The 19,351-nt window shown below is 75.3% G+C and carries 16 protein-coding genes and 1 riboswitch; of the genes, 10 read left to right on the top strand and 6 right to left on the bottom strand.

Going from position 1 to position 19,351, the window contains the following annotated elements; genetic code table 11:
• Positions 1–83: 83 nt before the first annotated feature.
• A complete protein-coding gene (locus tag ACIBPB_RS14850; RefSeq protein ID WP_396840156.1) occupies positions 84–1,331 on the bottom strand; it encodes an MFS transporter in 1,248 nt (415 codons plus the stop codon).
• Between the two features lie 15 nt (positions 1,332–1,346).
• Here ACIBPB_RS14850 and ACIBPB_RS14845 point away from each other — a divergent pair, with 15 nt between their 5' ends.
• Positions 1,347–2,411 carry a LacI family DNA-binding transcriptional regulator gene (locus ACIBPB_RS14845; RefSeq protein WP_396840155.1) on the top strand — a complete coding sequence of 355 codons (1,065 nt, stop codon included), beginning with the start codon at positions 1,347–1,349 and terminating at the stop codon, positions 2,409–2,411.
• A gap of 7 nt (positions 2,412–2,418) precedes the next feature.
• On the opposite strand, the gene thrC is transcribed toward ACIBPB_RS14845, so the two are convergent.
• Both thrC and ACIBPB_RS14835 read right to left on the bottom strand, forming a co-directional pair.
• Positions 2,419–3,708 (bottom strand): threonine synthase, encoded by a 1,290-nt coding sequence (thrC, locus tag ACIBPB_RS14840; RefSeq protein WP_396840153.1) that lies wholly within the window; start codon positions 3,706–3,708, stop codon positions 2,419–2,421.
• 12 nt (positions 3,709–3,720) lie between these two features.
• A riboswitch (SAM riboswitch) is annotated at positions 3,721–3,853 on the bottom strand.
• Between the two features lie 72 nt (positions 3,854–3,925).
• The gene (locus ACIBPB_RS14835; protein ID WP_396840152.1) at positions 3,926–4,888 is read right to left on the bottom strand and encodes a DMT family transporter; all 963 of its coding nucleotides are present in this window, start codon (positions 4,886–4,888) and stop codon (positions 3,926–3,928) included.
• An 89-nt stretch (positions 4,889–4,977) separates the two neighbouring features.
• On the opposite strand from ACIBPB_RS14835, the gene ACIBPB_RS14830 reads away from it, so the two are divergent.
• Positions 4,978–5,286 carry an ArsR/SmtB family transcription factor gene (locus ACIBPB_RS14830; protein WP_396840151.1) on the top strand — a complete coding sequence of 103 codons (309 nt, stop codon included), beginning with the start codon at positions 4,978–4,980 and terminating at the stop codon, positions 5,284–5,286.
• 7 nt (positions 5,287–5,293) lie between these two features.
• Positions 5,294–6,016 (top strand): DUF4232 domain-containing protein, encoded by a 723-nt coding sequence (locus ACIBPB_RS14825; RefSeq protein WP_396840150.1) that lies wholly within the window; start codon positions 5,294–5,296, stop codon positions 6,014–6,016.
• Between the two features lie 7 nt (positions 6,017–6,023).
• Here the strand turns inward: ACIBPB_RS14825 and ACIBPB_RS14820 are convergent, their stop codons facing one another.
• The 3 genes from ACIBPB_RS14820 to ACIBPB_RS14810 form a co-directional block, all read right to left on the bottom strand.
• Positions 6,024–6,473 (bottom strand): DoxX family protein, encoded by a 450-nt coding sequence (locus ACIBPB_RS14820; protein WP_396840149.1) that lies wholly within the window; start codon positions 6,471–6,473, stop codon positions 6,024–6,026.
• A 149-nt stretch (positions 6,474–6,622) separates the two neighbouring features.
• Positions 6,623–7,537 (bottom strand): ABC transporter permease subunit, encoded by a 915-nt coding sequence (locus ACIBPB_RS14815; protein WP_396840148.1) that lies wholly within the window; start codon positions 7,535–7,537, stop codon positions 6,623–6,625.
• Positions 7,537–10,398: an alpha/beta fold hydrolase gene (locus ACIBPB_RS14810; RefSeq protein WP_396840147.1), complete on the bottom strand. Its 2,862-nt coding sequence runs from the start codon at positions 10,396–10,398 to the stop codon at positions 7,537–7,539. Before ACIBPB_RS14810 ends, ACIBPB_RS14815 begins: the two co-directional genes overlap by 1 nt.
• A 374-nt stretch (positions 10,399–10,772) precedes the next feature.
• On the opposite strand from ACIBPB_RS14810, the gene ACIBPB_RS14805 reads away from it, so the two are divergent.
• The 7 genes from ACIBPB_RS14805 to ACIBPB_RS14775 are packed head-to-tail and all read left to right on the top strand — an operon-like array spanning position 10,773 to position 19,324.
• Positions 10,773–11,945, top strand: coding sequence for a hypothetical protein (locus ACIBPB_RS14805; protein WP_396840146.1), 1,173 nt, complete (start codon positions 10,773–10,775; stop codon positions 11,943–11,945).
• Positions 11,932–14,766, top strand: a complete 2,835-nt coding sequence (locus ACIBPB_RS14800) for a nitrate- and nitrite sensing domain-containing protein (protein WP_396840145.1) — start codon at positions 11,932–11,934, stop codon at positions 14,764–14,766. Before ACIBPB_RS14805 ends, ACIBPB_RS14800 begins: the two co-directional genes overlap by 14 nt.
• On the top strand, positions 14,763–15,227 hold the full coding sequence (locus tag ACIBPB_RS14795; RefSeq protein ID WP_046564265.1) for a roadblock/LC7 domain-containing protein: 465 nt from the start codon (positions 14,763–14,765) through the stop codon (positions 15,225–15,227). Before ACIBPB_RS14800 ends, ACIBPB_RS14795 begins: the two co-directional genes overlap by 4 nt.
• Positions 15,224–15,673, top strand: a complete 450-nt coding sequence (locus ACIBPB_RS14790; RefSeq protein WP_396840144.1) for a DUF742 domain-containing protein — start codon at positions 15,224–15,226, stop codon at positions 15,671–15,673. Before ACIBPB_RS14795 ends, ACIBPB_RS14790 begins: the two co-directional genes overlap by 4 nt.
• Positions 15,651–16,421, top strand: coding sequence for a GTP-binding protein (locus ACIBPB_RS14785; protein ID WP_396840143.1), 771 nt, complete (start codon positions 15,651–15,653; stop codon positions 16,419–16,421). Before ACIBPB_RS14790 ends, ACIBPB_RS14785 begins: the two co-directional genes overlap by 23 nt.
• A 40-nt stretch (positions 16,422–16,461) precedes the next feature.
• Positions 16,462–16,935: a hypothetical protein gene (locus tag ACIBPB_RS14780; RefSeq protein WP_396840142.1), complete on the top strand. Its 474-nt coding sequence runs from the start codon at positions 16,462–16,464 to the stop codon at positions 16,933–16,935.
• Positions 16,936–16,981: 46 nt separating this feature from the next.
• Positions 16,982–19,324 (top strand): AAA family ATPase, encoded by a 2,343-nt coding sequence (locus ACIBPB_RS14775; RefSeq protein WP_396840141.1) that lies wholly within the window; start codon positions 16,982–16,984, stop codon positions 19,322–19,324.
• Positions 19,325–19,351: the final 27 nt, after the last annotated feature.

Below are 19,351 nucleotides of genomic sequence, written 5' to 3'. Positions count from 1 at the left end.
CCCGCACCGAGCATCTTGCGCCGTCCGGTTCCTGCCGTCAAGTCCTTGGGGGTGGTTTTCTGGCACTCACCGGATACCGCCGGTTACCCACCGCTCTCTCCCGATCCCCCGCTCGGGCTGGCCGCCCTCGTCCGGACGGCCGGGCGGAGGGTGCGGAGCCCGGCCCACAACAGGACGGCGCCGCCGCCGATCAGCACCGGTTCGAGCGCGAAGCCGGTGGCCAGCCCGCGCCGGTCCGCCAGGGCGCCGAGCAGGTAGGGGGACGCGGCGGCGAGCACGCCGAGGACCACCTGCGTACGGGCGTTGGCCCGGTCCTCCTGGCCCGGCGCGGCGCCGAGGGTGAGTGCGAGCGAGAGCGGGTAGAGGTTCGCGATGCCCAGCCCGGCCAGGAACAGCGCCCCGACGGCGAGAGCCGGCTGGCCGGCGACCCAGAACAGCACGACGCCGACGAAGGTGGTGGCCAGCGAGAGGGACAGCAGCGGGACGCTGCGGCCCGGTCGGCGGGTGATCCGGGCGCCGATCACGCGCCCGACCAGGATGCCGAGGAGGTTGCTGCTCAACGCCGTGCCGGCGGCGGCCGCGGACAGCCCGACCTCCAGGAGCACCTGCGGGCCGAAGTAGACCAGGCAGAACTCGATCGCCGAACTCAGCGCGGTGAGCACGGCGAACAGCCAGCAGGCCAGCGGCAACCGGCCCGCTCCGCCGGCGGCCCGGCGCCCGCCGGGCGGGGGCAGGGTCTGCCGCCGGTAGCGCAGGTGGAGCGCCAGCAGGGCGACCGCCGGCAGCGCGAACACGGCACGCCACCCGAACACCAGGGCCGCCGACCCGCCGACGAGCAGCGGGGCGATCACCGCGGAGGCACCGGCCCCGACGTTGGCCTCGGTCAGCGCCCGGTCCCGCCGGCTTCCGTGCCGGTCGGAGAGGATCGCCTGGTCCACGGTGAGCAGCATCGTCCCGGCCGCGCCGAACACCCCGGCGCCGATCAGGGTGGCCGGCACGCCGGTGCCGAGGGTGAACACCGCGGCACCGCCGGCCGTGACCAGCGCCGACCACCACAGCAGCGCGCCGCGCGCCAGGTGGCGGGCCGCCCAGCCGAAGGTGGCGCCGGCGAGCGCCGCGCCGCCGGCCCAGAGCACCTGGTAGAGGCCGAGCACGGAGTAGGAGAAGCCCAACTCCGCGCGTAGCAGCGTCACCGCGGGCGCGAAGGCGTACAGCCAGAAGGTGTAGCAGGCCAGGACCGCGTAGGACAGCACGGTCGGCGCGTCCCGGACGAAGACGTCGGGGGCGGCGCTGCGGGGCAGCGCGGGCCGCCGACTTGTGTATCGATACACAACTAGAGTGTCACCATGAACCGCGCCGTCGGCAACCCCAAGCGGCGGCCCACCATGGGCGACGTGGCCCGCGCCGCCGCCGTCTCGCCGATGACCGTGTCCTACACCTACTCGCAACCGGAACGGGTGTCCGCCGAAACCGCCGCGAAGGTCCGCGCGGCAGCCGCGCGGCTGGGCTATCCGGGGCCGCACCCGGCCGCCCGCTCGTTGCGTCGCGGCCGGGCCGGCACCCTCGGCGTCGTGCTCGGCGAACGCCTGACGTACGCCTTCGAGGACCCACAGGCGGCCCGCTTCCTCGCCGGCGTCTCCGACGTGTGCGCCGCCGAGGGCGTCGGACTCACCCTGGTGCCGATCACCGGCGCCGCCACCGATCCCCGGCGGGTCGCGGAGGCCGCCGTGGACGGCTACGTCGTCTGGACCACCAGCGACGACGACCCGGTGCTCGACGCCGTGGCCGACACCGGACTGCCCGCGGTGATCCATGCCGGCCCGCACGGACGCGGGCTGCCGGTGGTCGGCATCGACGACCACGCCGCGGCGGTGGCGATCGGTCGGGTGGCCTTCGCGCGCGCCCGCCGCCCCCTCGTGCTCGGCTTCCCGCTCGACCGCGGTCGCGCCCGTCACCTGCTCGGCGGCGACGACGTGCCGCAGGTACGGTTCCCGGTGACCCGCCACCGGTGGCAGGGCTTCCGCGACGCCTGGACCGAAGCGGGGCACCCAGCCGGTCAGCTACGGCTGGCCGTCTGCCCGGTCAACCACATCACCGCGGGCGAGTCCTTCGCCGGGCAGGTGCTGACCGGCGGCGATCCGCCGGACGCCATCGCCGCCATGAGCGACGAACTCGCCCTCGGCGCCCTGCGCGCGGCCGGCGCCGCCGGCCGGCGCGTGCCGGAGGATCTCGCGGTGACCGGCTGGGACGACAGCGACGCCGCCGCGCCCGTCGGGCTGACCACCCTGGCGCAGTCGCTACGGGACCAGGGCGCCCACTGCGCCCGGGTGGCCCTCGGCCTGAGCAGCCCGGCTCCGGATCACCCGCGGTGGCACGTCGTGGTGCGCGACACCACCCGACCCACCGGTTGAGCGACCCCTAGGAGAGGAGGCCGGCGTCGCGGGCCGCCCGCAGCGAGGGCTTGATGCGGTGGGTGGGGCCGACCTGCGGGGCGACCGCGTCGATGGTCTTCAGTCCCTCGCCGGTGTTGAAGACCACCGTCTCGGCCGCCGGGTCGAGCCGGCCGGACTCGACCAGCTTGCGCAGCACCGCGACGGTGACCCCGCCGGCGGTCTCGGCGAACACCCCGGTGGTGCGGGCCAGCAGCCGGATGCCGGCGCGGATCTCGTCGTCGTCGGCGTACTCCATCCAGCCGCCGGTGCGGCGGACCGCCTCCAGCGCGTAGAGGCCCGCCGCCGGGTCGCCGATGTTCAGCGACTTGGCGATGCCGGTGGGCCTGACCGGGGTGATCGTGTCGGTGCCGGCGTGCAGCGCGGTGGCGATCGGGTTGCAGCCGGCCGACTGCGCGCCGAACACCTTCCAGCCGCCGGCCGGCGCCTCGACCAGGCCGATCTCGACCAGCTCGGCGAACGCCTTGTCGATCTTCGTGAGCAGCTCGCCGCTGGCCATCGGGATGACCACCTGGGCCGGGATCCGCCAACCGAGCTGCTCGGCCACCTCGTAGCCGAGGGTCTTGGAGCCCTCGGCGTAGAACGGCCGGACGTTGACGTTGACGAACGCGGTGTCCTCGAACTCGTCGGTCTCCACCAACTCGCCGCAGAGCCGGTTGACGTCGTCGTACGAGCCGTCGATGGCGACCAGGTCGCCGCCGTAGACGGCGGTGGTGACCACCTTGCCCGACTCCAGGTCGCTGGGGATGAAGACCACCGACGGCGCGCCGACCCGGGCCGCGTGGGCGGCCACCGAGTTGGCCAGGTTGCCGGTCGAGGCGCAGGCGTACCGGGTGAAGCCGAGCGCCCGGGCGGCGGTCAGCGCCACCGAGACGACCCGGTCCTTGAACGAGTGGGTGGGGTTGGCGCTGTCGTCCTTGACCCAGAGCGGGGCGGTGATGCCCAGCTCGGCGGCGAGGTGCGGGGCGGACACCAGCGGGGTCAGCCCCGGGTCCAGGGTCACCCGGGTGGCCGGGTCCTGGCCGGCCGGGAGCAGGGCGGCGTACCGCCAGAGGTTCTTCGGGCCGGCCTCGATCTGCTCGCGGGTGACGGCGGCCAGCGCGGCGGCGTCGTAGTCGACCTCCAGCGGGCCGAAACACTCGTAGCAGGCGTGCTGCGCGGCCAGCGGGTAGCGCGCGGAACAGGCGCGACAGACCAGGGCGCGGGCCGGGCTGAGGGTGGTGTCGATGCCGGAGACGGCGGGAAGCGTCGACGTCATGTCGAGAAGGTCCTCTCATCTTTCCCCGCATCGCCGGGTGCGGCGGGGACGGAATTGGCACCTGCCCGCGGTCGCTCGTCGTCGAGCGCGTGGGTGGTTGCCGGGGCGTCATCGGGCCGTATCCCTCAGCCCCTCTGGATGAGGTATGCAGTTGTGCCGTCGAGTCTATGCGCCGCCGGAGGCCGCGCCACCTGGGGATCCCACGGTGTGGGCCGGCTCAGCGCCCGAACACCGCGACCGGCTCCACCACGGCCGGCCGGTCGACCACGGCGGCCGGCGCCGGGGTCGCCGCGGCGCGGGTACGGGTGGCGAGGTTCGCGGCCACCAGGGCGGCGATGGTCAGCCCGGCGCCGACCAGCTCCACCGGGACCGGCCGGTAGCCGCGCAGGATCTGCACCGCGAACGTGGCGACCGGCACCAGGTTCATGAAGAGCGCGGCGTTGGCCGGACCGAGCCGTCGTACGCCGGTGTTCCAGGCCAGCACCGCGAGGACGGCGCCGACGAGCACCGCGTACCCGAGCTGGGGAGCGACCGCGACGAGGTCGGCGGCGGCCGGCGCGTGCTGGAGCCCGGCGAGGTCGGCGACGGCGCTGGCGGCGACCATGGCGAGCATGCCGGCGACGGCGGTCAGCGTGGTGTAGCGCAGCGCGGACCACTCGGGGAACCGGCTGGCACCGTGGGTGTAGAACGCCCAGCCGAACACCGCGCCGATCATGAGCAGCCCGCCCACGCCGAACTGTCCGAGCCCGTCCAGCCGACCTCGGGTGATCACCAGGCCGACGCCGACCAGGGCGACCAGCGAGAGGCCGAGCAGCGCGGGCCGGGGCCGTACGCCGTCGCGCGCCCAGCGGACCAGCTGGGTGACCAGCGGCACGGTGGCCGCGAAGAGCGCGATCTGCTGCGGGGTGGCGTGGCCGAGGGCGAGGTTCATCAGCGTGTTGAAGCCGGCGAAGCCGAGCGCGCCGAGCAGCGCCACCTCGACCCCGCGTCGCTGGGTGGCCAGGGCGGCGACCCCCTCGCGCGCCAGCAGCAGGGCGAGCAGCACGGCGGTGGCCAGCACGTACCGGGCGGTGGTCAGGTTGAGCGCGTCCACCCGGGTGAGCGCGCTGGCCAGCACGGGGAACATGACTCCCCAGCTGATCACGGCGAAGATCGGCAGGGTGGCGTGACGGGAACGCATCGCAGCTCCTATGTTCGAGTACCGTCGAACCAACGGCCCGACTCTAGGAGCTTGTTTGACGATTGTCGAACATAGGTTACCCTGGTCACATGGAGCTGCACGAACCCGAGCTGCGGGACGTACCGGTGACCGCCGTGCTGGCGGCGCTGGCCGACGACGTCCGGTTGCAGATCGTCCGGGCCCTCGCCGAGGGCGGGGAACACGCCTGCGGCACCTTCGAGTTCGGCGTCTCCAAGGCGACCCGCAGCCATCACCTCAAGGTGCTGCGCGAGGCCGGCCTGACCCGGACCCGGGTCGCCGGCACCAGCCGGTTCGTGCGCCTGCGCCGCGAGGAACTGGACCGCCACTACCCGGGGCTGCTCGACGCGGTCCTCGCCGGGCCCGGCCGGGCGGCCTGATCACCCGATGCGGAGCACGGCGCGCCTGATCGGCGCCCTCACCGGCGTGACGCTGCTGGCCGCCTGCGCCCCGACGCCGGGGCCGGCCGGGAGGCCGCCCGCGGCGCCGGCGGGTGCCGATCCGCTGGCCACCACACCGCCCCGGCCGGGCGCCCGCACGGCCGACCCGACGCCCGCCGCCACCTGCTCGCCGGAGGGCATCCTGATCACCGAACTCGGGGTGAGCGCCGCGATGGGGCTCCGGGCGATGGGCCTGGAGCTGGTCAACTGCGGCGACCGGCCGTACGAGCTGAGCGGTTATCCGGCGGTCCGACTCCGGGACGCCGACGGCGATCCGATCACGGTGCGGATCATCCCGGGCGCCGCCCCGATCACCGCCGGCTTCGACCACCCGCCCAGCCGGATCGTGCTGGCCCCCGGCGAGCGGGCCGGCGCGGCGCTGATCTGGCGCAACCTGGTCACCGACCCGACGGTGGTGGCGACCAACGGCACCGCGCTCGACGTCGCCCCGATGGCCGGGCGGCCGGCGTACCCGGTCGCCCTGGACGGGCCGATCGACCTGGGCAACACCGGCCGGCTGGGCGTCAGCGCGTGGGAGCGCAGGAAGCGCGGCCCGGCCACCGACGCGCCCGCGCCGCCCGCCCCGCCGTCGCCCACCACCCCGCCGGTCAACCCGCTGGCGCACCAGAGCCCGGTACGGGAGCGCCCGTACCGGACTCTGCTGCGCTAGCGGACGCTCAGACGGGGACCGAGGCCGGCGGGGCCGTGGCCGGCTCGGCCGGGGTGGCCCGGCGGCGGGCCAGCGCCGCGTCCAGCGCCCAGCTTCCCGGGCCGAGCACCGCGACCAGCAGGAACGACCAGCAGAAGAGGGCGGCCAGCTCGCCGCCGTTCTGGATCGGCAGCAGCTGGTGCGGCTGGTGCACCGTGAAGTACGCGTACGCCATCGAGCCGGAGGCGAGCAGCGCGGCGGGCCGGGTGAACAGGCCGACCAGCACCAGCGCGCCGCAGACGAGCTGGATCAGCGCCGCCCACCAGCCGGGCCAGGTGGCGAACGGGATGGCCACACCGGAGCCCCGGTTGCCACCGAGGACGCCGAAGATCGACGCGGCGCCGTGACACAGGAAGAGCGCACCCACCACAACGCGGTACAGGGACAGGACGGGGCCGCTCAGCTGGGCCGGAATCATGTGGAACCTCCTGGGCCGGATATCGGACGGTTCCAGGATGGCGATCACATATATCGATGTTAATCGATTTCTTTGCAGGCGGGACAATCTTGTGGGAACGCTCCCATGATATGGGCGAGCAGGCTCCCGCGGGTACCCCGCCGGTCAGCTCAGCTCGTGACGTCCTTGCGGGTGAAGCGCCAGAAGGCCAGGCTCCAGAACAGCGTCGCGTAGACGATCGCCGAGAACACGCCCTTGACCACGTCGTCGGTCTGCATCGGCGTGGACAGCAATCCCAGCCAGGCGCTGCTGTAGTGGGTGGGCAGCAGGTTCCGCAGCCCGCCCAGCGCGGTGATCTGGTCCAGGATGCTGGACAGGATCCAGAGCAGCACCGCGCCACCGACCGCGCCGAGCGCCGCGTCGGTGGTCACCGACAACAGGAACGCCAGCCCGGCCACCACCAGCAGGGCGACCGCGAGATAGCCGAGCACCCCGAGCAGCCGCAGCAACCCGTCGCCCGGGGCCAGCTCGGCCGAGACCTGGCTGCCCAGCGGCTGCCAGCCGTACCGCAGCGTGCCGGCCAGCAGCGCGGTGCCGGCCAGCAACAGCAGGGCCAGCCCGGAGTACGCGAGCGCCACCACCAGCTTCACCGCGAGCAGCCGGGCCCGGGGCACCGGCACCGCGAGCAGATAGCGCAGGCTGCCCCAGCTCGCCTCGCTCGCCACCGTGTCGCCGCAGAACAGCGCCACCACCACGACCAGCAGGAACGACGCGGACACCAGGATCGAGAACAGGGTGAAGTTGAGCCCGCCCGAGGTGGCCAGGTCGGCCAGGCTGGCGAACTCGCCCCGCCCGCCGCCGTCGTCGTCCCCGGCGTCGAACTGGAACGCCACCAGGATGATCAGCGGCAGCAGCACCATGAACCCCAGCGCGAGCTGGGTACGCCGGCGCGACGCCTGCCGCCGGAACTCCGCCCCGAACGGCAGCGTGGCCGAGGGCCGGTAGCCGGCCGCCGCGCCGCCCGCACCCGGCGCCGCCGTACCGGACGCGCCGCTCGACGACGATGCCACCGACGAACCCGCCATCACCGGTCCCCGCTTCCCCGAGAGTTCTCGCCCACCAGGGCGAGGAACGCGTCCTCCAGACGGCGCCGGGGCACCACCCGGTCCACCCCGATACCGGCCCGGACCAGTTCGGCCACCACCTCGCTGCGGGCGGTGCCGTTGGTGTCGACCACCAGCCCGCCGTCGCCGTCGGGCAACACCCGTACGCCGGCCAGCCGGTCGAGCACGCCCCGCGCCGCCTCCGGGTCGCTCACCTCGAACAGCACGCTCGGCGACTCGCCGACGATCTCCTCCACCGGGCCGGCGGCCACGATCCGGCCCTTGTTCACCACCACCGCGTGCGTGCAGGTCTGCTCCACCTCGGCCAGCAGGTGGCTGGAGACCAGCACCGCCCGGCCGTCGGTGGCGTAGCGCTGCAGCACCCGGCGCATCTCGGCGATCTGCGGCGGGTCCAGCCCGTCCGTCGGCTCGTCCAGCACCAGCAGCTCGGGCAGGCCGAGCATGGCCTGGGCGATGGCCAGCCGCTGCCGCATGCCGTGGCTGTACTTCTTCGTCCGCCGGTGCACCGAGTCGCCCAGGCCGGCGATCTCCAGCGCCTCGTCGAAGTGCGCGTCCGCCCACGGCCGCCCGGTCGCCCGCCAGTACGCCTTGAGGTTGTCCAGACCGGACAGGTGCGGCAGGAAGCCCGGCCCCTCGACGAGCGCGCCGATCCGGGACAGCACCGGCGAGCCGGGCACCAGCCGGTGCCCGAACACGTAGATCTCCCCGGCGGTGGGCTGGGTCAGCCCCATCAGCACCCGCAGCGTGGTGGTCTTGCCCGCGCCGTTCGGCCCGAGCAGGCCGACCACCTGCCCGGGGTGCACCTCGAAGTCCACCTCGGACACCGCGACGAAGCCGTCCGCGTACTCCTTGCGCAGGTTGCGCACGGCGAGCGGGACGCCCGCGTACTCCGGATGGATCGAGGTGTCCTGGCGGCGGTGCCGGCGGCGGGTGAGCAGCACGACCACGACGAGCCCGACCACGATCGCGGCGAGCAGGCCGGCCAGCGCCCAGCGCCAGATCGTGGCGGTGGTGGGGATCGGCGCGGCGTCGACGGTGGGCAGCGTCAGCGGCCCGTCCGCGAGCGCCACGGTGTGCACGGCCGGCTCGGCCGGCGAGGCGTACGCCTGGTCCGAGGTCGCCACCACGAGCCGTAGCCGGTGCCCGGCCTCGACCCGGCGGACGATCCCCGGCAGGGTGACGGTGACCGGCGTGGCCGCGTCGACGGTGCGCGGCAGGCCGGTCAGGCGCACCGGCGCGACCAGGCCGGACGGCAGCGTGGCCGCGCCCTGCGGGTCGACGTCGTAGAGCTTCACGAACAGCACCGCCTCGCCGGTCGGCGAGGCCGCCTTGATCCGCACGGTGGGCGCACCCACCACGTCGACCGGCTCGTCCAGCGGCGCCGACTCGAAGCGGGCGTGCTGGCCGGGGATGTCACCGGCCACGCCGTCCAGCAGCGAGCCGAGCGCGCCCGCGAACGGCACCGAGGAGATCGCCGCCGGGTTGCCGTTGGGCGGCACGGCGACCGGCTGCGGCGGGCCGGCGAGCGTCACCTCGCGGCGGTCCTGCCCGGTCAGCCCCGGATAGTCGGCGGTACGGAAGCCGGTGGCCACCAGGCCCCGGTCGAGCGCGTCGAAGCCGGCGATCCGGGAGAACGTGAACGTGTCGCCGGGCGCGGCTCCGTCGCCCTTCACGTAGTGGTCGAGCCACTGCGCGGTCAGGAACTTCACCCGGTCGGAGTCCGAGGTGGGGCCGGCGCCGCCGTCGTGACCGCCGGTGAACCAGGCGACCCGCACCGGCGTGCCGGCGGCCGCGATGCCCCGGGCGTTGGCGTCCGCCTCGGCCAGCGGGAAGAGGGTGTCCGCCTCGCCCTGCACCAGCAGCGTCGGGGACTTGATCCGGTCGAGCACGCCGGACGGCGACGACCGGCGCAGCAGCTCGACCGCCGCCGCGTCGGCCCGGCCGGTGGTGGCGATGCGCAGGTACGCGGCGCAGACGTCGGCCGCGAAGCGACCGCAGGACGGGTCGGCGGGGCCGCCCGGGGCACGGCCGGACCCGGTGCCCGGCCCGCCACCTGGTCGCGGGCTCGGCGGGCCGGCGGACTCGGGGGCACCTTCCGGCGCGGCGCCGGTGGCGCCGGAGAGCCCGGCCGGGCCGGAGCCGGCGTTCCCACCGCCGCCGAAGAAGATGCCGGCCCAGCCCTTCTTGAACACGCCGTCGGTGGGCTGCCGGCCGGTGCTCTCCGGCAGGAAGGCCCGGGACAGGTCGTTCCAGGTGATCATCGGGACGATCGCGTCGACCCGCTGGTCCTGCGCGGCCAGCAGCAGGGCCAGGCCGCCGCCGTACGAGCCGCCGACCACACCCACCCGGGGGTCGCCGGGCGCGTCCAGGCGGACGTCCGGGCGGGCCGCGAGGCGGTCGAGCAGCCGCTGGGCGTCGCGTACCTCGTAGTCAGGGCTGTCCAGGTGGATCTCGCCGCCGCTGCGGCCGAACCCACGGGCGGTCCAGGTGAGCACCGCGTACCCCCGGGCGGCCAGGTCCTCGGCGTCCGAGCGGACCGATTCCTTGGTGCCACCGAAGCCGTGCGCCAGCAGGACGGCCGGTACCCGGTGGGACGCGGAGGCGCCCTCTGGCAGGTAGAGCGTGGTGTCCAGGTCGACCGGCTCGTCGCCGGAGGGCCCGGAGCGCACTGTCACCAGCGCCGGCTCGGTACGGAAGCCCTCGCCCTGCGGCCGGGCCACCCAGACCAGCGCGGCGACGACGAGGACCACCACCACTGCGGCGGCAACGCGGCGCGGATGGCCGGCCAGGGCGCGCCGGAGCCGCGCGGCGGTTGATCTCATGCGCCACACGGTACGGGCCGGCGGCTGAGCATTCGCTGAGATCCGCCGTACGTCTGTCCGGTTGCGCCGATCGTCGCGTGGGGTCCGTCATCCGCCAAAGGTCCAGAGCGTCCCAGCGGGACGAATTCGGATCATGTGAATTCACATCTACGGGCGCAAATCATCGTCGATGTCACTTCTCGGCGTCACGATCGCACGCTACGTACCATTCGCCATGACGCAGGGTCACCCAAAATGCACTGACGTGAAGCCGACTCATCAGCCGAGGTCTCACCCGCGTCCGGTTCGGCTACTTTTCCGGTCCGGTGCACGGGACTGCGTACGGCGACCTCCCGGGGCACCGATCGCCCCGCCGTCGCCGGAGGAGACACACCATGACAGTCCCCGCGTCGCGGGTCCGTCGGCGGCCCGCCGTACCGGGCCGCACGCTCGCCCTGGTGCTGGCGCTGGCGCTGCTGGCCCCGCTCGGGTTCCTCTTCGTCCAGGCCGAACGCGACGCCGCCGACGACCACGACCTGGCGAGCCGGGAACGGCTCGGCGTCCGCTACCTGCGCGCCCTCGGGCCGGTCACGGACGCGCTGGTCGAGGCCCAGGCGATCGCCGTCGCCGAAGGTACCGTCTCCCGGGCCTCGCTCGCCGCCACCATCGAGGGCGTCGCGGCGGTCGACAACGCCGTCGGCGACCAGTTGCGCACCCACGAACGCTGGGCCGGGCTGCGGGCCAAGCTGGAGTCGCTGCCGGACCGCGGGATCGGTGACCCCGAGGCCACGTACCGGGCCTACGGCGAGGCGTCCGACCTGCTGCTGGCCCTCTACCACAAGGTGCGGGAGAGCTCCGGCCTGATCCGCGACCCGCGCGCCGACTCGTTCTTCCTCCAGGACGGCATCGGCGCGGACCTGCCCACCGCAACGGTGCTGGCCGGGCGGCTCGTCGACCTGGCCCGGCTGGCCGCCAAGCGCCCCGCCGCCGACCGCGCCCGAGCGGGCGCGGAGCTGGCCGAGCTGCGCGTCTCCGCGCTCGGTCCCGCCACCGACCTGGTCGCGGACCTGCGCTCGGCGGTCGACAGCTCGGAGAGCACCGACCTGGGCGCCAACGTGCTCACGCCGCTGGACACCTACCAGCGTTCACTGGAGACGTTCGCGGTCTACTCCGCACCCGGCGCCGGCCGGGCCGCGCCGAGCCCGGACCAGCTCACCCGCGCCGGGATCAGCGCGCAGAACGCCGCCAAGCAGCTCCGTACGGTCATCCTCGACCAGCTCGACGCGCTGCTGCGGGACCGGCTCGACGCCCTGGAGCGGGACCGGCTGCTCGGCCGGATCGCCGCCGGGGCGGCGCTGGCGCTGATCGCCGGGATCGTCGCGCTGCACGTCGCCGCGCTGCGCCGGGACCGTTCCCGGGCCACCCCGGCACGCCGCGAACCGGCCGAGGCCGCGCCGACGGTCCACCCGGACCCACCGGTGGCCGCGCCCGGGGCCGACCGCCAGCCGGTCGCGGTGGGGCACGGTGGCGACGCCGACCGGTGGAGGCCGTTCGATGCTGCTCGGTAGGTTACGCATCCGGGGCAAGCTCGCCCTGCTGGTGATCATTCCGCTGCTCGGCGTGGTCGGACTGGCCGTACCGGTCGTCATCGACCGGGTGACCGCCGCCCAGCGGGCCGCCGACACCGCCGAGACAGTCCGCGTCGCCAGCCGGGTCGGCAGCCTGGTCCAGGACCTCCAGCAGGAACGCCTGCTCTCGGTCGGGTTGCTGCTCGGCCGGGTGAGCCGCACCGAGCTGATCCAGAAGTCGGCCGCCGTCGACGACCGGATCGCCGACCTGCGCGCCGAGCCGCTGCCGGCGGCCGTCCGCGACAGCCTCGACGGGGTACGCCGGCTGGCGGACGTCCGCACCGCCACGCTCGCCGGTCGGTCCACGCCGCAGCAGATCCTGACCGTGTTCGGCCAGGTCGACACCGCCCTGATCGACGCGCTGCGGCTGCCCTTCCAGGTGGACACCGACACCGCGGCTGGACGCCAGGTGCTCGCCCTGGACTCGCTGCTGCGCGTCGACGAGGCACTGAGCTCGTGCACCACCCTGATCGTGCTGGTCAAGGCGACCGGCGATCCGCAGGTGGCCCAGTCGTTCGTGGCCTGCATGGCGGGTCTCAACGTCGACAACCGGCGGTTCCGCAAGCTGATCACGCCCGAGCAGCTGAAGGTGGCCGAGCTGGACGACGCGGCGGTGGCCGCCCGGACCAGCCCGACGTTCCTGGTGGACAGCCTCCGGGACCCGGACGAGGCGATCGCGCCGGTGCCGCTGGACGTGCTGTTCCCCTCGGCCCGGTCGATGATCACGCTGGGCCAGTTCGTGGAGAAGAAGGTCGTCGCCGACGTCATCGCGGAGACCCGCGCCCGGGAGCGGGCGGCGCTGACCGCCGCCTGGCTGGTCAGCCTCGCGGCGGCGGCGATCCTGCTGGTCGTGGTGCTGCTGAGCATGACCGTGGCGCGTACGGTGGCCCGGCCGCTGAGCCGGCTCACCCGCTCCGCCGAGCGGGTCGCCCGGGTCACCGAGGCCGAACTGACCCGGGTCGCCGACGACGAGTCCGAGACCGTCCCGCCGGTACGCCTCGACCCGGTGGAGGTGAGCGCCCGGGACGAGATCGGCGACCTGGCCCGTGCGTTCGACCGGGTGCAGCACACCGCGGCCCGGCTGGTCGAGCGGCAGGTCGCCGGGCGGCGCAACGTGGCCCAGATGTTCGGGCACGTCGGCCGACGTACGCAGAACCTGGTCGGCCGCCAGATCGCGCTCATCGACCGGCTGGAACGGCAGGAGACCGACCCGGGCCGCCTGGAGCACCTCTACCGGCTGGACCACATCTCCAGCCGGTTGCGCCGCAACGCGGGCAGCCTGGTGGTGCTCTCCGGTGCCACCGGCTCGGACGGCCACGTGGCGCCGGTCCCGCTGGCCGACACGGTCCGGCTCGCGCTCGGCGAGATCGAGGACTACACCCGCGTCGACGTGAAGGTCCCGCCCGGCGTGGCGGCGGCCCCCGCCATCGTCGGCGACCTGGTGCTGACGCTCGCCGAGCTGATGGAGAACGCCACCGTGTTCTCGCCGCCGCACACCCGGGTGGTGGTGACCGGTGAGCTGACCGACGGTGGGGCGCGGCTGGTCGTGGTCGACCACGGCATCGGCCTGACCGGGGACCGGATGGCCGAGGAGAACACCCGGTTCACCCGGCGGGAACGCCTCGACCTTGCCCCGACCGAGGTGCTCGGCCTGTTCGTGGTCGGCCGGCTGGCCCGCCGGCACGGCTGGAACGTCCGACTGAGCCCCACCCCCGGTGGCGGCGTCACCGCAGCCCTGGAGATCCCGCGCGCCTCGCTCGTGATCCGCCGCCCCGAGCCGGTCGGCGTCAGCGCCGGCCGGGCTGCCGTGCCCGGCGCCCGCGAGTCGGACCCGCCGGCCGTGGAGGCGTCGGGCGGCTTCGACGCCGAGCTGCTGAGCCGGGCCACGCGCAGCATGTCCAGCGGCCACCCGTGGAACGCCTTCGGCCACCAGGCCGACACCGCGGAGCCGGCCGAGGACCCGGGTCCGGTCGCCAGCGGTCCGCCTTCGGCCTGGGCGGCGCCGACCACCCGGCCGGCCGGACCGGCGGCGCGACCCGGTCCCGTCTCCCCGCCGACACCGGTCGTCGGCCCGGCTCCGGCCGCTCCCCCGGCCGCCGGGCCGGCGACCGGCCCGACCCTGACGCCACCGGCCACCCGCCCGACCCCGACGCCACCGGCCACCCGCCCGACCCTGGCGCCGCCCACCCGGCCGGCACCCGTGCCGCCCACCCGGCCGGCACCCGTGCCGCCCACCCGGCCGGCACCGGCGCCGCCGCCCGGGCCGGCACTCACGCCGCCGCCCGGTGGCGCCCACCCGCCGGCTCCCACCGGGCCACCCTCGGCCATGCCCGCGCCGACCGGACCGAACCCGGTCGGCCCGCCCGCCGGCCGGCCGGGTACCCGGGCGCCGATCCGGCAGCGGGTACCGGGCGCGAACCTGCCGGCCGCCCCGCCGGCCGCTCCGGCCGGACCGCTGATCGGCGACCCGGCGGACCCGTCAAGCGCCCGGGCCCTGGTCGAGGCGTTCCAGGACGGGGTACGGCGGGCCGAGAGCGACGTCGACCAGGCGCCCCCGGGTACGGAACCGACCCAGCTCAGCCGCCGGGTGCCCGGCGCGAACCTGTCCGTCTCCCCCGCGCAGTCCATGTCCCCCACCAGTGCCGACCTCGGCGACCCCGGCGAGGTCCGCGACCTCATCACCGAGTTCGAGGCGGGCGTCGCCCGTGCTCTGCGCGAAGTCAGTCCCGCCCGCCGTCACGAAGAGGATCCGACACGGTGACCAGCCCATTCCTGCACGAAAACGTCGACCAGAACGCCACCGGGGAACTCAGCCCGGAGGCCCGCACGTTCAACTGGCTGCTCGACTCGTTCACCTCCAGCACCGCCGGGGTCGTGGAGGCGATCGCCGTCTCCGCCGACGGGCTGCTGATGGCCATGTCGGCGATCAAGGACCGCTCCAACGCGGAACGGCTCGCCGCCGTCGTCTCCGGCATGACCAGCCTCGCCGGTGGCGCCGCGAGCTGGTACGCGTTGGGTGGCCTCAACCGGGTGATCGTGGACATGACCGAGGGCTACCTGCTGATCAGCGCGATCAGCAGCGGCTCGGTGCTCGGGGTGGTCGCCGACCGCTCGGCGAACCTGGGCACCGTGGCGTACGAGATGACGCTCTTCGCGGGGCGGGCCGGCGGCGCGCTGACCCCGCGCCTGATCGCCGAGCTGAAGAACGCCGTGCAGCAGTGAACCCGGAGCTGGCCGGCGCGGATCCGGACCCGGAACCCGGGGTCCGGATCCGACCGTACCTGCGGTCGCCCGCCCCCGGTGCGGAGGCGGACCAGGCCGGCGGGGAACCGCCCGGCCCGCGGCCCTTCGTGCTGACCGCCGGCCGGGTGGACGGTGACCCGTCGATCGGCCTGGAGACCCAGGTGACCGCCCGGCCGGGCAGCGCCTCCTGGGCGGTCATCGGCCGGCTGGCCCCCGAACTGGCCACGATCGTCGTGCTCAGCGCCGAACCGATCTCGGTCGCCGAGATCTCCGCCCGGACCCGGCTGCACTTCGGCGTGACCCGGGTACTCGTCGGTGACCTGCACGCCGCCGGCCACCTCGACGTGCACGTCGGCGACAACGACGACGCCCACGACCCCGACATCATCCTGCGAGTGATTGATGGACTTCGTGCGATCTCCTGACTGGCCGGCGGCCGCCCTGGGCGGGTCGGTCGCCAACAGCGCCACCGCCCGCTACGGCGGTCCGGCCGCCCCTGGTTCCGTCCCCGGCCACGCGGCCGCGCCACCCGCGCCGCCGCCCGTGCCGCCTCCGCCGCCGTACCGGCCGACGACGCCGGACAGCGCCGGGCCGGGCCGCTCGGCGACCAGCCGGGCGCCGATCCCCGTGAAGATCCTGATCGCCGGTGGCTTCGCCGTCGGCAAGACCACCACGGTGGCCGCCATCTCCGAGATCGCCCCGCTGACCACCGAGGCGCAGATGACCACCGCCGGCATCGGCGTGGACGACCCGGGCCTGGACTCCGAGAAGACCACCACCACGGTGGCGATGGACTTCGGCTGCGTGACCATCGATCGCAGCCTCAAGCTCTACCTCTTCGGCACGCCCGGGCAGTCCCGCTTCGGGTTCATGTGGGACGACCTGGCCCGCGGCGCGCTCGGCGCGCTGGTGGTGGTGGACAGCGCCCGGCTGGACCACTGCTATCCGGCGATCGACTACTTCGAGCGGGCCGGCCTGCCGTTCGCGGTCGGCGTGAACGCCTTCGACGGCCGGTTGGCGCTCGACCTGCCCTCGATCCGCTGGGCGCTGGCGATCGGCGACCACGTGCCACTGGTGCAGTTCGACGCCCGGGACCGGCTCTCCGTACGGGACGCCCTGCTGGTCGTCCTCGACCGGGCACTGGACCGGGCCACCCGGGATCGGGGGGCCTGATCCGGTCCTTCGACCCGTTTCACGCGGAAGGGGTGACGTGATGAGAGGTGAACTGGACGAGACCCTGGCTCGGCTGGCGCGCCGCGAAGAGCTGCGCCGCCGGACGCCGGGCCCCGGGGAGGACGGCGAGGAGGCCACCGCCGGCGGGGCGGCCCCGGTGACGCGGGACGGGCACGGCGCGTACCGGCTGCGGGGGGCGCCCGGGCCGGAGCAGCAGGACCCGGTCGAGGAGATCGCCGAGGCGGTCCGCCGGGTGGTGGCCGGGCATCCCGGCGTGGCCGTCACCCTCCGGGTGGAGCAGGGCGGACGGGTGTACCCGCTGCGGATCTCCTGGTCCGGACCGGAGGTCACGGTCGAGCCGGCCGCCGCTCCGGCCCCGCCGCCGACCTGGCCGATGTCGGTGAAGACGGTGCCCGCCCCCGGCCAGGACGGGGTGGCCACCGACCCGGCGGCCCGGCTCGCCGAGATGATCCGGCGCGACCCGTCGTTGCTGGAGGACATCGGCCCGCGGTGAACCGCCCGCGCCGCGCGGCGGGACGCCGGCGGCTACTGTCGGGCGGGTGGCGGAACCGGACCTGACCCTGACCGCGAGCCTGCGGCCGGCGGCGCTCGACGCCCGGCGCGGCGTCGTCCGCCTGCACCCCGAGGTGCTCACCGCGCTGGCGCTGCGCCCCGGCGACCCGGTGCGGCTGGCCGGGCGGCGGGTCACCGCCGGCATCGTGGCGCCGGCCGAGCCGACCGCGAGCAGCGTCCTGCTCTACGCCGACGACCTGCTGCTGGGCAACCTCGGGCTCCGGGACGGCGGCCAGGTGACGGTGAGCCCGCTGCCGGTCACCCCGGCCCGGCGGGTCACCCTGAGCGGACCGGTCGGGGTCGTCGCCGCGGTCTCCCCCGAGATGCTCCGGCTCGCCCTGCTCGGCAAGGTGGTCACCGCCGGCGACGACGTCTCGCTGCTGCCTCAGGACGTGCTGCCCGACGCCGCCGTGCGCGGCCTGGTCGAGGCCGCCCGGCGCAGCCTCGCCAACACCGTCGGGTACGCCTGGACCAGCACCCTGCTCACCGTGGTCGCCGCCGAGCCGGCGGCCGGTGCGCTGGTCACCATGGACACCGTGGTCGGCTGGGAGCACGGCTTGGCCACCCGGGGATCCGGCCCGGGCGGGTCGGACCCGACCGGGCCGCGCGCGGGCGACCGGCCGACCGGTGCGGGGCCGGGGTCCGGTCCGGGCGCGACCCGCCCGGCCGAGCCCGCCGCGACCGGCGGCCGGACCGGGGCGGACGCCGACGCCGGCCGGGCCGGGCCGGAGCCGGCCGCCGTCGGGTTGGTGGAGCCGGCGGACGCGCCCGACATCGACGAGCTGCCCGGCCTGCGCCCGCAGGCCGAGGAGCTGACCGAACTGCTCGACCTGGGCTTCCACCACCGGGAGGTGCTGGACCGGCTCGGCACCACGGTTTCCCTGGGTGTGCTGCTCAGCGGGCCGGCCGGCTCGGGCAAGTCGGCGCTGGTCCGGGCGGTCGCCGCCCGGGTCGGCGCCCGGGTCTGCCCGCTCTGGGCGCCGGAGCTGGCCGCGCTGAGCAACGACGCGGCGGCCCGCCGGCTGCGCGAGGCCGCCGCGGCGGTACGCGCCGGGGCGCCCGCCATCCTGCTGGTCACCGACGTGGAGGCGCTGGCCCCCGCCGCCGAGCCGGGCCCGGTGGCCACCGTGTTCCGGCAGGTCGTCGCCGAGACCGTGCGGGCCGGGGTGGCCGTGGTCGGCACCACCGGCCGGCCCGAGGCGGTGGATCCCGCGCTGCGCGGCCCGGAACTGCTCGCGCTGCGGATCACCGTCCCGCTGCCGGACGCGGCGCTGCGCCGGGAGCAGCTCACCGTGCTCACCCGCCAGGTCCCGCTCGACCCGGACGTGCGGCTGGACGAGGTGGCCGGGCGTACCCCCGGGTTCGTGGCCGCCGACCTGGCCGCGCTGGTCCGGGAGGCCGGGGTGCGCGCGGCGCTGCGGCAGAAGGCGGCCGAGACGCCCACGGTGGCGATGGCCGACTTCACCGCCGCGCTGGAGGTGGTCCGGCCCACCACGATGGCGGCCTCCACCCTGGAGCTGGCCTCGGTGACCCTGGACGACGTCGGCGGGCTGCACGAGGTCAAGGAGACGTTGACCGAGTCGGTGCTCTGGCCGCTGACCTATCCGGACACCTTCGCCCGGCTCGGCGTGACGCCGCCGCGCGGGGTGCTGCTCTACGGTCCACCCGGCTGCGGCAAGACCTACCTGGTCACCGCGCTGGCCGGCTCGGGGCGGGCGAACGTGCTGTCGGTGAAGGGCGCCGAGCTGCTGTCCAAGTGGGTGGGCGAGAGCGAGCGGGCGGTCCGTGAGCTGTTCCGCCGGGCCCGCGAGGCCGCCCCCACGCTGGTCTTCCTGGACGAGGTGGACGCGCTCGCCCCGGTGCGCGGCCAGTCCAGCGACGGGGGCACCACCGACCGGGTGGTCGCCGCCCTGCTCACCGAGCTGGACGGGGTGGAGGCGCTGCGCAACGTGGTGGTGGTCGGCGCGACGAACCGGCCGGACCTGGTGGACCCGGCACTGCTCCGCCCGGGCCGGCTGGAACGCCTGGTGTACGTGCCGCCGCCGGACGGCCCGGCCCGCGCGGAGATCCTCCGGTCCGCCGCCCGGAACGTCCCGCTCGCCCCCGACGTGGACCTGGCCGCCCTCGGCGCCGAGCTGGACGGCTTCTCCGCCGCCGACTGCGCCGCGCTGATCCGGGAGGCGGCGCTCGCCGCGATGCGCGAGTCGTTGGCCGCCGCCACGGTCACCGCCGCGCACGTGCAGAGCGCCCGGACCCGAGTCCGCCCCTCCCTCGATCCCGGCCAGCTCGCCCACCTGGCCGCGTACGCGCAGCAGCGGGCGGCCCGCTGAGCGGGCCGGCGCGGGGCGGCACCGCAC

Source organism: Micromonospora sp. NPDC049836 (genome assembly GCF_044465125.1).
In the GTDB taxonomy this organism is placed as follows: domain Bacteria; phylum Actinomycetota; class Actinomycetes; order Mycobacteriales; family Micromonosporaceae; genus Micromonospora.
This window is presented reverse-complemented; position numbering and strand designations above follow the sequence as displayed.

Excerpts from the sequence above, each read along its gene's own strand:
- ACIBPB_RS14780 (WP_396840142.1), top strand. The coding sequence starts at position 16,462 with ATGAGAGGTGAACTGGACGAGACCCTGGCTCGGCTGGCGCGCCGCGAA.
- ACIBPB_RS14835 (WP_396840152.1), bottom strand. The coding sequence starts at position 4,888 with ATGCGTTCCCGTCACGCCACCCTGCCGATCTTCGCCGTGATCAGCTGG.
- ACIBPB_RS14815 (WP_396840148.1), bottom strand. The coding sequence starts at position 7,537 with ATGGCGGGTTCGTCGGTGGCATCGTCGTCGAGCGGCGCGTCCGGTACG.
- ACIBPB_RS14830 (WP_396840151.1), top strand. The coding sequence starts at position 4,978 with ATGGAGCTGCACGAACCCGAGCTGCGGGACGTACCGGTGACCGCCGTG.
- thrC (WP_396840153.1), bottom strand. The coding sequence starts at position 3,708 with ATGACGTCGACGCTTCCCGCCGTCTCCGGCATCGACACCACCCTCAGC.
- ACIBPB_RS14785 (WP_396840143.1), top strand. The coding sequence starts at position 15,651 with ATGGACTTCGTGCGATCTCCTGACTGGCCGGCGGCCGCCCTGGGCGGG.
- ACIBPB_RS14820 (WP_396840149.1), bottom strand. The coding sequence starts at position 6,473 with ATGATTCCGGCCCAGCTGAGCGGCCCCGTCCTGTCCCTGTACCGCGTT.
- ACIBPB_RS14845 (WP_396840155.1), top strand. The coding sequence starts at position 1,347 with ATGAACCGCGCCGTCGGCAACCCCAAGCGGCGGCCCACCATGGGCGAC.
- ACIBPB_RS14800 (WP_396840145.1), top strand. The coding sequence starts at position 11,932 with ATGCTGCTCGGTAGGTTACGCATCCGGGGCAAGCTCGCCCTGCTGGTG.
- ACIBPB_RS14805 (WP_396840146.1), top strand. The coding sequence starts at position 10,773 with ATGACAGTCCCCGCGTCGCGGGTCCGTCGGCGGCCCGCCGTACCGGGC.
- ACIBPB_RS14825 (WP_396840150.1), top strand. The coding sequence starts at position 5,294 with ATGCGGAGCACGGCGCGCCTGATCGGCGCCCTCACCGGCGTGACGCTG.
- ACIBPB_RS14810 (WP_396840147.1), bottom strand. The coding sequence starts at position 10,398 with ATGAGATCAACCGCCGCGCGGCTCCGGCGCGCCCTGGCCGGCCATCCG.